The sequence below is a fragment of the Arthrobacter sp. M2012083 genome (genome assembly GCF_000281065.1).
In the GTDB taxonomy this organism is placed as follows: Bacteria; Actinomycetota; Actinomycetes; order Actinomycetales; family Micrococcaceae; genus Arthrobacter.
Window position 1 is genome coordinate 1 of the sequence record NZ_AKKK01000005.1, and the last position, 12,470, is coordinate 12,470.

At 62.3% G+C, this 12,470-nt stretch carries 12 protein-coding genes and 1 pseudogene; 7 read left to right on the forward strand and 6 right to left on the reverse strand.

The window, feature by feature from the left end; genetic code table 11:
• Positions 1-399: pseudogene (locus tag A477_RS21925) on the reverse strand (HNH endonuclease); the annotation flags it as partial.
• A gap of 127 nt (positions 400-526) precedes the next feature.
• Here A477_RS21925 and A477_RS0102720 point away from each other — a divergent pair.
• The gene (locus A477_RS0102720; protein WP_017197501.1) at positions 527-1,501 is read left to right on the forward strand and encodes a dienelactone hydrolase family protein; all 975 of its coding nucleotides are present in this window, start codon (positions 527-529) and stop codon (positions 1,499-1,501) included.
• A 6-nt stretch (positions 1,502-1,507) separates the two neighbouring features.
• Here the strand turns inward: A477_RS0102720 and A477_RS0102725 are convergent, their stop codons facing one another.
• On the reverse strand, positions 1,508-2,596 hold the full coding sequence (locus A477_RS0102725; RefSeq protein ID WP_017197502.1) for a PDDEXK nuclease domain-containing protein: 1,089 nt from the start codon (positions 2,594-2,596) through the stop codon (positions 1,508-1,510).
• A 60-nt stretch (positions 2,597-2,656) separates the two neighbouring features.
• Between A477_RS0102725 and A477_RS0102730 the strand changes: the two genes are divergently transcribed.
• On the forward strand, positions 2,657-3,148 hold the full coding sequence (locus A477_RS0102730) for a DNA alkylation repair protein (protein WP_017197503.1): 492 nt from the start codon (positions 2,657-2,659) through the stop codon (positions 3,146-3,148).
• A gap of 68 nt (positions 3,149-3,216) precedes the next feature.
• The gene (locus tag A477_RS0102735) at positions 3,217-4,719 is read left to right on the forward strand and encodes an FAD-dependent oxidoreductase (protein WP_017197504.1); all 1,503 of its coding nucleotides are present in this window, start codon (positions 3,217-3,219) and stop codon (positions 4,717-4,719) included.
• On the opposite strand, the gene A477_RS0102740 is transcribed toward A477_RS0102735, so the two are convergent.
• Positions 4,716-5,726, reverse strand: coding sequence for a hypothetical protein (locus A477_RS0102740; RefSeq protein WP_017197505.1), 1,011 nt, complete (start codon positions 5,724-5,726; stop codon positions 4,716-4,718). The two genes, A477_RS0102735 and A477_RS0102740, sit on opposite strands and share 4 nt — an antisense overlap.
• A gap of 98 nt (positions 5,727-5,824) precedes the next feature.
• On the opposite strand from A477_RS0102740, the gene A477_RS0102745 reads away from it, so the two are divergent.
• From A477_RS0102745 to A477_RS0102760, 4 genes are all read left to right on the forward strand, one after another.
• Complete coding sequence (locus A477_RS0102745) at positions 5,825-6,313, forward strand: DedA family protein (RefSeq protein WP_017197506.1); 489 nt, start codon at positions 5,825-5,827, stop codon at positions 6,311-6,313.
• A 31-nt stretch (positions 6,314-6,344) separates the two neighbouring features.
• Positions 6,345-7,148, forward strand: coding sequence for a thioesterase family protein (locus tag A477_RS0102750; protein ID WP_017197507.1), 804 nt, complete (start codon positions 6,345-6,347; stop codon positions 7,146-7,148).
• Positions 7,148-7,897 carry a lipoate--protein ligase family protein gene (locus A477_RS0102755; RefSeq protein ID WP_017197508.1) on the forward strand — a complete coding sequence of 250 codons (750 nt, stop codon included), beginning with the start codon at positions 7,148-7,150 and terminating at the stop codon, positions 7,895-7,897. The genes A477_RS0102750 and A477_RS0102755 overlap by 1 nt, the downstream gene beginning before the upstream one ends.
• An 83-nt stretch (positions 7,898-7,980) precedes the next feature.
• On the forward strand, positions 7,981-10,299 hold the full coding sequence (locus tag A477_RS0102760; RefSeq protein WP_017197509.1) for an FdhF/YdeP family oxidoreductase: 2,319 nt from the start codon (positions 7,981-7,983) through the stop codon (positions 10,297-10,299).
• Between the two features lie 36 nt (positions 10,300-10,335).
• Here the strand turns inward: A477_RS0102760 and A477_RS0102765 are convergent, their stop codons facing one another.
• The 3 genes from A477_RS0102765 to A477_RS0102775 form a co-directional block, all read right to left on the reverse strand.
• Positions 10,336-10,974: an MBL fold metallo-hydrolase gene (locus A477_RS0102765; RefSeq protein WP_017197510.1), complete on the reverse strand. Its 639-nt coding sequence runs from the start codon at positions 10,972-10,974 to the stop codon at positions 10,336-10,338.
• A complete protein-coding gene (locus A477_RS0102770; protein WP_026005300.1) occupies positions 10,971-12,056 on the reverse strand; it encodes an S-(hydroxymethyl)mycothiol dehydrogenase in 1,086 nt (361 codons plus the stop codon). Before A477_RS0102770 ends, A477_RS0102765 begins: the two co-directional genes overlap by 4 nt.
• Positions 12,057-12,199: 143 nt before the next feature.
• On the reverse strand, positions 12,200-12,457 hold the full coding sequence (locus A477_RS0102775; protein WP_017197512.1) for a mycoredoxin: 258 nt from the start codon (positions 12,455-12,457) through the stop codon (positions 12,200-12,202).
• Between the last annotated feature and the right edge of the window lie 13 nt (positions 12,458-12,470).

Sequence of the window (12,470 nt, forward strand, 5' to 3'; positions counted from 1 at the left end):
GCCCCGCCACTCATTCAACTGCCCCGACTTCAGGGCAGCCAACGTCCGCGGCATCTCCAGCACCAGGGCCTTCGCCAAACCCAGCAACCGGGACCCACGATTCGGCGACTCCCGCCGGGCCAACGCCACCTGAGCACCCACCCCACTGCCACGCTCCGAAACAGGAACACCCGCCTCGGCCTGCTCGGCACGCTGGGCAAGATCAAAAGCCACAGCAACCCGCGCCTGCAAAGCCGTAATGGCCGACTTCATCTCCTCCAAAACCCGCAACTGCTCGATCAGGTCCCCACTCACGGAGCCGGCCGAAACCCCGCCTGGCTGAGACACGTCGCGGGAAATGGCAAGAAGAGGCGCAGCGGACACCGCTGTCTTCGTTTGCCTTTCCCGGATCTGCTCCATGTCCCTACTCTCGCAGGAGGCACTGACATTATTAGACGGTTCATTCGGGACTGAGATTGAACCATCCCGCCCTTGTCCCGCGTCTTCATATCAGGGGAAGATATTCCACATCGTCGGGAGGTTCGCCATGGTGCAGCTTGAGAAATTCGAAAAGTACTTGATCGAAGAGTTCTACGACGACTTCCGGTCGGGGGACATGTCGCACAAGACGTTCACCAGGCGGGTGGCGTTCATCATGGGAAGTATGACGGCGGCTGCGGCGGCCATGACTTTGGTGGGCTGTACGCCGGACGAGGTTCCCCAAACCACCGATCCCATGCCCACGCCTTCGCCGACATCCCAGGCGGCAAGGACAGGGACCGCGACTACTGCAGTTCCCAACGCCAAGAGTCCGTTATCTGTCCCGGAAGGTGCTGCGGGCCTGACGACGGCAACAGTGACGTTCCCCGCAAACGGGACGGAGATCAGCGCTTACCTGGCCAGGCCCGAGGGGAGCCAAAAAGGTCCTGGTGTCTTGATCTGCCACGAAAACCGAGGCCTCACCCCGCACATCCAGGACGTCGCCCGGCGCTTCGCCAAGGAAGGGTACGCGGCGCTGGCACTGGACCTCGTGAGCAGGGAGGGCGGCACAGCGACTATGGATCCGGACGCTGTCCCTGGCGCTCTGACGCAGGCTGGCGCTCAAAGGCACGTGGACGATTTCAAAGCCGCCTTCGAGTACCTCAACGGCCAGGAATTCGTCGAAGAGGGCCGGATCGCCATGGTGGGTTTCTGCTTCGGCGGCGGCATCACATGGCAGGCAAGCACCGAGATCCAAGGACTCAAAGCAACGTCCGCTTTCTACGGCCCCGCGCCTGACCTTGCCAAGGTCCCCACCATCAAGGCGGCGGTCTTTGGCGTCTACGCCGAGAACGATGCCCGCATCACCGGCCCTATGCCCCAACTCCAAGAGGCACTGGATAAAACCAGCGTCAAGCACCAGCTCAAGGTGTACCCCGGCGTGGACCACGCGTTCCACAATGACACAGGTGAGCGCTACGTGGAAGCCCAGGCGACGGCAGCTTGGAACGACACCCTGACATGGTTCAAGGACAACGTCTAAACACCCCTAGCCCTGCAACCGTGCAGCCTCGCTCGCCAGCTCGGCCTCCAAGGTCTCGATACTCGGCAGGCTCGCCACCAACTCATCAGGCAAGGAGTCAGCAAGGGAGGTTTTCCACTCCGCGATGCCCACAGGAGCGTTGAACCCACGCAAGGCGTACTCGGCCACCACGCTGTTCTTCTCTTTGCACAACAGCAGGCCGATGGTGGGCTTATCGTCGGGGTGCGCCATGAGGTCGTCTACGGCGGCCATGTACATCCCCAATTGTCCGAGGAACCCAGGTTCGAACTTCACGGCCTTGAGTTCGATGACCATATAGCAGCGCAACTTGAGATGGTAGAACAGCAGATCTGCGAAGAACTCGTCCCCGGCAATCTCCAGCCGCACCTGCTCACCAACGAAGGCGAAACCCTGGCCTAGCTCCAGCAGGAATTTCTCCACGTGCTTCACCAACTGCAGCTCCAGGTCCCGTTCGGTATGCCGATCACTCATGGACAGAAAGTCAAAGACGTAGGGGTCCTTGGTTGCCTGCTGCGCGAGGTCCGAATCGGCAGGGACCATGGTGGTTTTGAAGTTGGTGATGGCCTGCCCTGAGCGCTCGTGCAAGCGCGTTGAGATCTGGTGGGCCAGAACGTTGCGCGACCATCCGTGTTGGGCAGCCGCCGCTGCGTACCAAAGGCGCGTGGCGGCGTCGTCGAGCTTTTCCAGCAGTGCGATCTGGTGGTACCAGGGCAATGTTGCAAGCGGCGCTTGCAACATTGGAAAGTCCGGCCAGGCCTGAGCGAAGCTCTTCATGTACCTCAGATTCCTGGGGGAGAAGCCTTTTGCTTCCGGGAACCGTGTGCGGATGTCGGCGGACAAACGGGTGACCACTTTGGCGCCCCAGCCTTGCTCGGACTCCCGCTGGGCGAGTTCCCGGCCGATGCTCCAGTAGGAATTGAGAAGTTCGCTGTTGGCAGCAGCCACCGCCCTGGTCCGGCCGGTCCGGACCTGCTGGGCAACAGTGCTGAGGAGGGTGGGGTACCACTCGGGCATGGATGAAGCAGCCGGGACGCCCGGGAACGAAGCTTCAGTTGCGAGCTCTTGGGACGGCATGTGTCTCCTGTCGATTGCTGTTGGCATGACGCTATGGGGACGCACTGACAAAATAGACGGGTGAGTGAAGCCGGAGAATTCGTGGACTACACGCTGCAGCGTGAGTCGTCCTGGGAGAAGGCCGATGAGGCCAGCGAGCGTCTCGGCGAGGCCTTGAAGGTGTATGGCGCGTCCGTGGGCGCGGTGCGTGGCACAGTCCGGGACGCGCTGAAGCGGTACAAGAATCTCCACCATGACGACATCACCGCCCTAAGCTCGGAACTGTGGGAGGAGCCGGTCTTCGAACGCCGCCTCGCAGCGGTGGTTTTGCTTCAGACCAAGGTAGGCGTCCTGGTCAACACCGACCTCACCCGTATCGAAGGCTTCATCAGGCGGGCCGGCACCCGGGAGCTGGTGGATCCTCTGGCTGCTGACGTTGTGCGGCCTTTAGTTGCGCGGCTGGAGGGACTCGCGAAGGAACGCGCAGAACGCGTCCTGGAACGTTGGGCGACTGATCCGGACCCCGAACTACAGCATGCAGCGGCCCTGGCGACAGGCTCCGCCACCCCTTGATAAGGATCGGCGACCCGCCTAGCGTTTCCCTCAACACATGCCAGTGAGTTTGAGAGGCAGATCGTTCGATGAAATCGCTATGGCTTGACCGCAAATCTCACTTCACGTCTGACGCAATCCCCGCTGAGCAGCACTTTGACACGATTGTGGTGGGCGCCGGCCTCACCGGAATGGTCGCAGCCTTGCTCTTGTCCCGCTCCGGCCAGCGCGTGGTGGTTTTCGAGGCCCGAACACTAGGCGCTGTGACTACGGGAAACACCACTGGCAAGCTGAGCCTTCTGCAGGGCGGTGTGCTTTCCGCGTTGCGCAGCCAGTACTCGCTGAAGGTGGTCCAGGCTTATGTGGAAGCCAACAAGACCGGACAGGCCTGGCTTGCGCAGTACATGGAGCAGCAAGGCGTCCCCTTCCAGCGCAGGACCGCGGTCACCTTCGCAACCACGGACGACGGCGGCCAGCGGCTCCGCAAGGAAGCTGCAGTTTCCCGGGACGCAGGTTTGGACGTCCATTTCAGCCGGGACCCCGGATTACCGTTCCCTGTTGCGGAAGCTTTGGAACTGGAAGACCAAGCGCAGATTCACCCCATGGATGTCCTTGAGACCCTCGCCAGCGACACCCGGGAACACGGCGGCCTGATCGTTGAGGGCGTGCAGGTCCAGAACGTGGGCTCAGAACTGCCGTTGGAAGTGGCCACCCGCAAAGGAACGTTCACCGCGGACACCGTGGTGGTTGCCACAGGAACGCCCATCCTGGACCGCGGCCTGTACTTCGCGAAGCTCGAACCGAACCGTTCCTACGCCGCCGCCCTTCGCGTGGCAGGGGACATTCCGAAAGGAATGTACCTCTCCATCGACGCGCCAACCCGATCCCAGCGGACCTATCCCACTCCCGAGGGCGAGTTGCTCTTGGTTGGCGGCTACGGGCATACCGGTGGCCGGGCCACTTCGCCGCAACAGCATCTGAATGACCTGCTGGGATGGGCCAATGAGCACTACCCCGGCGCCGAGGTGACCCACACCTGGTCGGCGCAGGACTATCAAGCCACAAACCTCATGCCGTTCTTCGGCAAGCTTCCCCGTGGCCACGGACGGATCTTCTTCGGCACCGGCTACAACAAATGGGGGATGAGCAACGGGGTGGCCGCTGCGCTGTCCATCACCTCGGATATCCTGGGTGGCCAGTCCGACTGGGCCACGGCGATCCATCACCGGGTCACATCACCCCAAGGTGCCATCCAAGCCATTCGCCTCAATGCGAGCACTGCCAAACGGATGATCGAGGACAAAGCCAAGGTCAGGAGCAACCCTGAAATCACTGACGAAACGCAGCCGCAGGAAGGCAGTGGCGTCGTCGGGCTCTACAAGGGCGAGCCCGCGGCGGTGTCCACCGTGGACGGGAAGGTCTGCATGGTGTCCGCCAGCTGCGCGCATTTGGGCGGATTGTTGACCTGGAACGACGCTGAAAAATCGTGGGACTGCCCCTTGCACGGTTCGCGCTTCACCCCGGAGGGAAAGTATCTCGAAGGCCCGGCCACGCATCACCTGCAGAAGTCGCCGGTCAAGAAAAAGGACTAGCTCAGCCGTTGAACGCGTCGCTGGGCTTGGTCCGCGGCGCGTCGTTGCTGGGTTGCGGCCCGCACGGCGCGCTTCTTGTCTGATTCCGCGGATTCCGCGTCACGGGTGGTCCCAATGAGTTCGGCTTCAAGGGCGGCCAGACGCTTTTTGATGTCGTCGATCTCGGATTTGAGGTTGGTTCTTCGGTCGGCCAGCTCTTTGACGGTTTCCCACGCGTCGGATGCTGCCAATTCTGCTTCCCTGGCCTCCTTGTCGGCGGCTTCGAAGTCGCGGCGGGCCCCTTCCAGTGCTGCTTGTTGCTTGGCTGCGCGCCGTTCGGCCAGGGACGTCGCTTCGTCCTTGGGTGTCTTCTCTTTGGACTGCTTCTCTTTGGAGGTCGTGGCGGGCTTGGGAGGTGACGCCGGTTCCGTCTTGGCCGCACGCTTCACAGGGGCCTTCCCGGTTTCCGGACCAGCCTCGTCGTCCGGACCAGCCTCGTCGTCCGGACCAGCCTCGTCGTCCGGACCTGGCGCAGCGATGGCACCTGTAAGGTCCACTGCCTCGAAGCCGCTGCCGCTGAGCCCTCGCACCAGCCGGCCCGTTCCTACAGCGCCAGCGGCCCCGACGTCGGCCATTGCTGCCCTGAATGTCTGCTCAACGTCGGCTGCTGCGGCAGCGCTAAGTGGAGCGCCCAGCTCGGATGCGAGATCCTTGGCCGCATGCACGGCAGATGTCAGTTGGCCTTGGCGCTGCTGCCCGAGATCGCGGAACGCTTCTGCGTCGCCTTCCTCTTGGGCGGTTCGAAGCGAAACGCCAAAGCGCACGACGCCGTCAATCACCTCCGGCCTATGAAGGGCCAGCATGTTGATGGCCCAGGCGCCGGCGGCTGGCTTTGGGAGGCTGCCAATCTCCTTGGCCAGGTCCTTTTTGCCGGCATCCTTCGCTTTGCCGACCAGCGCAGTTCGTTCCGCAGTGAAATCACGGGGAGTCACGGCATACAGCTCGTGGGCAGCGTCGCGGAGGTCCATGCACCCATCCTAGGGTTGTGGATTCGTCAGAGGGTTTGCTGGGCAGCCCATGAGACCGATGTCTTCATTGGTGCGCTGCTTAGGGTAGCCTAAGTCGAGTGGACCAGATCATGAGTTTGCCTTTCGGCATCGCACTTGCGGCGCTCTTCGCGATTGTCATGATCCGTGTCAATGCCACCTACTGGATTGGGCGGGGAGCCGTTGCCGGACTCGCGCACACCCGCTTTAGCAGTTCTTTGGAGCGGCCGAAAGCAGCCCGTGCCCAGGCCCTGATCCAGCGGTGGGGTCCTTACGCCGTCGTACTCTCTTTTCTAACCGTCGGCCTCCAAACGGCTATCAACCTGGCAGCGGGCGCTGCCCGCATGCCGCTCCGTCGGTACTTGCCCGCTGCTGTGGCAGGTTCTGTCATCTGGGCATTGCTTTACGCAACCATTGGTCTCGCTGCTTTGGAGGCGTGGCTTGCGGTAGCGGCAGCGTCGCCAGTTGGTGCTGCGGTGGGAGTAGCAGCTTTGACGGCCATCGTCGTCTGGGTTGTCGTGTTCCGTCGGCGTCGGGCCAGGGCCAAATCAGCGGATACAGTGGTTTGAGTTCTACAGCTGGATCGGCGAAAGGCCTGGGTTGACTACTGCATTACCGGAACTGGCGGACGGCGATTTTTACTACGAATCGTTGGGCGAGGGCCGCTACCGGTCCACCATCCATGCCCAAGGCGCATGGAATCCCCACGAACAACACATGGCCCCCGCCTCGGGCATCATTGCCGATGCCCTGGCGCGCCATGAGCCACGGGACGACGTCCGCATGGCGCGGATCAGCTACGAAATCCTCGGGCTGATACCAGGCGGCGAGTTCCAGGTCGCCACCTCGACGTTGAGGCCGGGAAGGACCATCGAACTTATCCAGGCAGAGCTTTCGGCGGGAGGCCGCGTGGCCATCCGTGCTGCCGCCTGGCGCATGGTCACCAGCGACACAAGCGCTGTAGCCGCAGTGGAAGATGAGGTGATGCCGGCCCCCGACGAATGCAAGCCATGGGATGGCGCCAGCGTGTGGCCCGGGGGTTACATCCGGTCCTTGGAGATGCGCATTGCCGAGGACCACCGTCCAGGATCCGGCAAGGTGTGGATCCGAACGTCCCACCCGCTCACGGACCAACGCGACAGTACCGATCTTGCCCGCCTCATGGGCTTGGTGGATACCGCGAACGGCATCGCGGCCCGCGTTCCGCCGGGCGAAAACAGCTACATTTTTCCCAACGTCGATCTTCAGATTCACATGTATCGTGCTCCGGCGGGTGAATGGTTGGGCTTGGACAACAAGGTCTCTTTCGGAGCCGACGGCATCGGCCTGACATCCACTGTGCTCCATGACGTCAACGGACCTTTCGGACGGGCCGAACAGATCCTGACGTTGAGGAAGAGCTGATGGTCGGCTCGGAAGCAGGAGCACGCCAGCTCACGGTTTATCGCCAGAAGGAGTCAATGGGCGCGGCGGGAGACCTCGATTTCGCCTTGGAGCTGCTTCAGCGTGCCCGCAACGGCAAGCTTGGCCCCTCTCTCCGCCTGTATCGTCCGCAGCCTACCGTGGCTTTCGGCCAGCGCGACGCAAACCTTCCTGGTTTTCACGCAGCGGAGGAGGCGTGCCGGGAACTCGGTTTCGAGCCCCTGATACGAAAGGCCGGAGGCCGCGCCGCGGCGTATCACCAAGGGACCTTGGTGATAGATCACATTGAGCCGCATCCCGACGCGATCGTGCGTGCCAAAGCCCGTTTCTCGGAGTTTGGTGAGCTGCTGGCCGGGGCGCTTCGCAGTGTCGGCGTCCATGCCGCCGTCGGCGAAATTCCGGGGGAGTACTGTCCGGGGGAGTTCAGTGTTCACGGCGAGGACCCTGATTTTCCTGCACACCGCATCAAGCTCATCGGCACGGCCCAGCGCGTCGTCTCCGGAGGTTGGCTGTTCAGCTCCGTGATCGTGGTGGAGGACTCCCAACCTATTCGCGAGGTCCTGACGGCGAGTTACGCTGCGCTCGGCCTTGAGTGGGACACCGCCACCGCCGGGGCTGCGAATGACTTGCTGCCCCATGTGGACGTAGCAACGGTGGAAGGCGCCGTGATTGAGGCTTACCGCGGTTATGCAGACATCATCGACGGCGATTTCCAGACTTTGCTGGGCTAGCGGACCACGCCGTTGAGCCTGCGTGTACCGGGGTTTAGTCTGAGGTAGACAGGTTACCCAAGCACGCGGATCGCGGTGGAGCAATGGGCCGGAAGAAGCACCCTATTGAGGATTCTGACGTAGACATCAGCGTCAGCGCACCCAGGAGATCCGCTGCGGGTTTGCCCAGTCTGAGCGAAACACTCCCGCATGCCATGGCCGACATGGGCCCGTCCCGGGCGTGGAAGACACTACGGGCCGTCAACCAAAAGGACGGTTTCGATTGCATGAGTTGCGCCTGGCCTGACCCGCCGGAACGTAAGGCTGCTGAATTCTGCGAGAACGGCGCCAAGGCAATCGGGTGGGAGGCGGAGCCGTTGCGGATCCCAACGGATTTTTGGGCTGCCAATGACCTGGGCTCCTTGGAGTCCAAGTCCGAGTACTGGCTGGGACAGCAGGGAAGGCTGGTGGAACCCGTCCTTAAGGCTGCGGGCTCTGACCATTATGAACCTGTTACTTGGGACCGGGCGTTTGAGGTCATCGCCCACGAGCTGAACGGGCTTGGGACCCCGGACCAAGCGACGTTCTACACCAGCGGACGCACAAGCAACGAGGCAGCGTTCCTCTATCAACTCTTCGTGCGGGCATTCGGAACCAACAACCTCCCTGACTGTTCCAACATGTGCCACGAATCCACAGGGGTTGCGATGGGGGAAACCATCGGGGTGGGGAAGTCTGCCATCACCTATGCGGACTTTGCCAAGGCCGACCTGATCATCATCATGGGCCAGAACCCGGGAACTTGCCATCCGCGGATGCTTACGGCCCTCGAGGAAGCGAAAGAAGCGGGCGCGGAGATTGTTGCCGTGAATCCGTTACCCGAGGCTGGTTTGATCAATTTCCGGAACCCGCAACGGCCTCGGGGATTGGTAGGTAAGGGCACGGATCTGGCAGACCAGTTCCTGCAAATCCGCATTGCCGGGGATATGGCATTGCTGCAGGCACTTTCACAGCGGGTCCTCGATGCGGAGAGCGCAGCCCCCGGAACGGTGCTGGACCGTACGTTCATAGATGAGCATTGCCAGGGCTTCGTCGGTTTTGCAGCCCACCTCGCCACATTGAATGAACGCGATGTCCTCACTGCCACGGGGCTCAGCAGCGCGGACATTGATGAACTGGCCGCGAGGTACCTCCGTGCCGAAAAAGTCATCATCACGTGGGCCATGGGTATTACGCAGCATAAGAAGGCCGTGCCCACCATCAAGGAGATCATCAACCTGCTCCTGTTACGCGGCAACATCGGAAAGCCCGGCGCAGGGCCGTGCCCGATCCGTGGACACAGCAACGTCCAAGGTGACCGGACCATGGGTATTTGGGAGAAGATGCCGCCACGGTTCCTGGAGGCAATCAGGCGGGAGTTCGGCTTCGCCCCGCCACGGAATCCCGGCGTCGATGCGGTGGACAGCGTGAGGGGAATGCGGGATGGCAGGATCAAAGTCCTGATCGCGTTGGGCGGTAACCTGGTCCACGCGATTTCAGACACCAAGGTTGCTGAAGCGGCGGTACGGAAGACGCGTCTGTCTGTACAAATCTCAACCAAACTCAACCGTTCCCATGTGGTGGTAGGTGAGCAGGCCCTGATCTTGCCGACGTTGGGACGGACGGAGATAGACAGGCAGGGCGGCGTGGCGCAGTTTGTCACCGTGGAGGACACAGTCTGCGCGGTACATCGCTCTGTGGGTCCGCTTGAGCCAATAGCCCCGAACGTGTTGTCCGAGGTGGCCATCGTCAGCCGCATGGCCCAAGCTGTCCTGGGCGATAAAGTGCCGGTTGACTGGGCCGGGCTGGGACGCAACTATGACGGCATCCGGGATCACATATCCCGCGTCGTGCCGGGGTTTGAGGATTTCAATGCCCGCATCCGCGAGGAGGATGGCTTCGTCTTGCCTCACGGGCCAAGGGACAGCAGGACATTCCCCACAGCAACGGGCAAGGCCATGTTCTCCGTGAACGGGCTTGAGACAATGACGATTCCCCAAGGCCGCCTGCTTCTCCAGACGATCCGGTCACATGATCAGTTCAACACCACCATGTACGCCATGAACGACCGGTACCGGGGCATAAAGAAAGGCCGCATGGTCCTCCTGGTGAATCCGTCGGACCTGGCCGGGTTGGGTTTCGAGGACGGGGGCTACGTGGACGTACACAGCGAGGCCGACGACGGCGTTGACCGTGTCCTGCCTCAGTTGCGTTTGGTCGCGTACCCCAGTGCGCGGGGATGCGCAGCTGCTTACTATCCGGAGGCGAACGTCCTGGTGCCGTTGGATTCGACGGCGGAGGAGAGTAATACTCCGGCCTCGAAGTCGGTGATTATCAGGCTTGAGCCGGCTGCCGCCCCGGTATACGGGTCGGCAGCCGGCTGACGCGAACGAATGCCGCCGGGCTGGCTCGCACTGGAGCTAGTGACCCCTTGCGATCCATTCATCCAGGTGCGGCTTCTCCGCGCCGATGGTGGTGGAATCGCCGTGTCCGGTGCGGACCACGGTTGCCTCAGGCAGGGGGAGGAGCTTGGTCCGGATGGACTCGATGATGGTCGGGAAGTCGCTGTATGAGCGTCCCGTCGCACCGGGTCCGCCTTGGAAGAGTGTGTCCCCGCTGAAGAGTGTTTCTTCGCTGGGCAGGTGGAACGAGACAGACCCGGGCGAGTGTCCGGGAGTGTGGATCGCTTTCAGTGTTGCACCGGCAACGGTGAACTCGTCGCCGTCCACGATTGCCACATCGGGATCAAGTTCGGGGAACACTGCCCGCCATAGCATCCAGTCGTCCTGGTGCAGGTGGATGGGAGCTTTGACGAGCTCCCAAAACGCACCGGCGGAACTGATGTGGTCGTCATGGCCGTGCGTCAGCAAGATGGCTTTGACAGTGCGGCCGCCCACGGCCTCACGAATCGCTTCGGGGTTGTGGGCGGGGTCGATGACGATGCATTCGGAGTCGTCGCCGATGATCCAGACGTTGTTGTCCACGTCCCAGGTTCCGCCGTCCAAGGAGAATGTCCCGGAAGTAACGACGTGATCGATTGAGAGGTTGCCGGCGCTCACAGCTCAACCACCGATCGCAGGACGGCACCTTGATGCATCTTGTCGAACGCTTCTTCGACTTGGTTGATGGTGATGCGCTCGGTGACGAACGCGTCCAGGTCCAGCTTGCCCTGCTTGTAGAGGTCCACGAGCATGGGGAAGTCCCGGGAGGGCAGGCAGTCGCCATACCAGGATGACTTGAGTGCTCCGCCGCGGCCGAAGACGTCCAGAAGTGGCAGTTCCAGGGTCATCTCCGGAGTGGGGACACCAACCAAGACCACGGTGCCTGCGAGGTCGCGGGCGTAGAACGCCTGCTTATAGGTTTCGGGACGTCCGACGGCGTCAATCACCACGTCTGCGCCGAAGCCGCCTGTCAGGGCGCGGATTTCTTCGACGGGGTCTCCCGCGGATGAATCCACGGTGTGTGTCGCGCCGAGTTCTTTGGCGCGCTCGAGCTTCTTTGCGTCGATGTCGACGGCGATGATGGTGGTGGCGCCTGCGAGCGCGGCACCGGCGATGGCTGCTACGCCCACGCCGCCGCAACCAATGACGGCCACCGAGTCGCCTCGTTTGACGCCGCCGGTGTTCAGTGCCGCACCCAATCCTGCCATGACGCCGCAGCCGAGCAGCCCTACAGCGGCGGCATCGGCGTCGGGGTCTACCTTGGTGCATTGTCCGGCGGCGACCAGGGTCTTTTCGGTGAACGCGCCGATGCCCAGGGCGGGCGAGAGTTCCGTGCCGTCTTCGAGGGTCATTTTTTGCGTGGCATTGTGGGTGTTGAAGCAGTACTGGGCTTGGCCTCGGTTGCAAGCGCGACAGTTACCGCAGACTGCGCGCCAGTTCAGGACGACGCGGTCGCCAGGGGCTACATCGGTGACGTCGGGGCCTACTGCGCTGACGACGCCGGTGGCTTCGTGGCCGAGCAGGAAGGGAAAATCGTCGCTGATGCCGCCCAGTTTGTAGTGGAGGTCGGTGTGGCAGACGCCGCTGGTGAGGATGTCCACCAGCGCTTCTCCCGGACCGGGCTCGGGAACCAGGATGGTTTCTAGGGTTGCGGGTGCGCCTTTGGAGCGGACGACGACACCTTTGACTGCGTGGACCATGGAGATGTTCCCTTCGGGCTCTCGGAGAGCAGGCCCATTAATGCAGCAGGGCCCGCTACGGATTTCCATTCTGTCTATCACAGGTGACAGACAGTGTGTGGATTGTTCCGTGCGGGCCCAGGCAGTAGCCGAGCGGAGGAAGCTTAGGCAGCCAGGCGGTTTTCGACTTCGGAGGCCGAGGGGTTGGTGGCCGCGGTTCCGTCGGGGAACAGCACGGTGGGGACTGTTCGGTTGCCTCCGTTGAGCTGCTCGACGAGTTCGGCAGTGCCATCTACTTCTTCGATGTTGATCTCGGTGTAGCCGATTCCTTTGGCGTCCAGCTGCTTCTTCAGGCGGTTGCAGTAGCCGCACCAGGTGGTCGAGAACATGGTGATGGTGCCGGAGTCGGGAGTGAAGTCCACAGAGCTCTCCTCA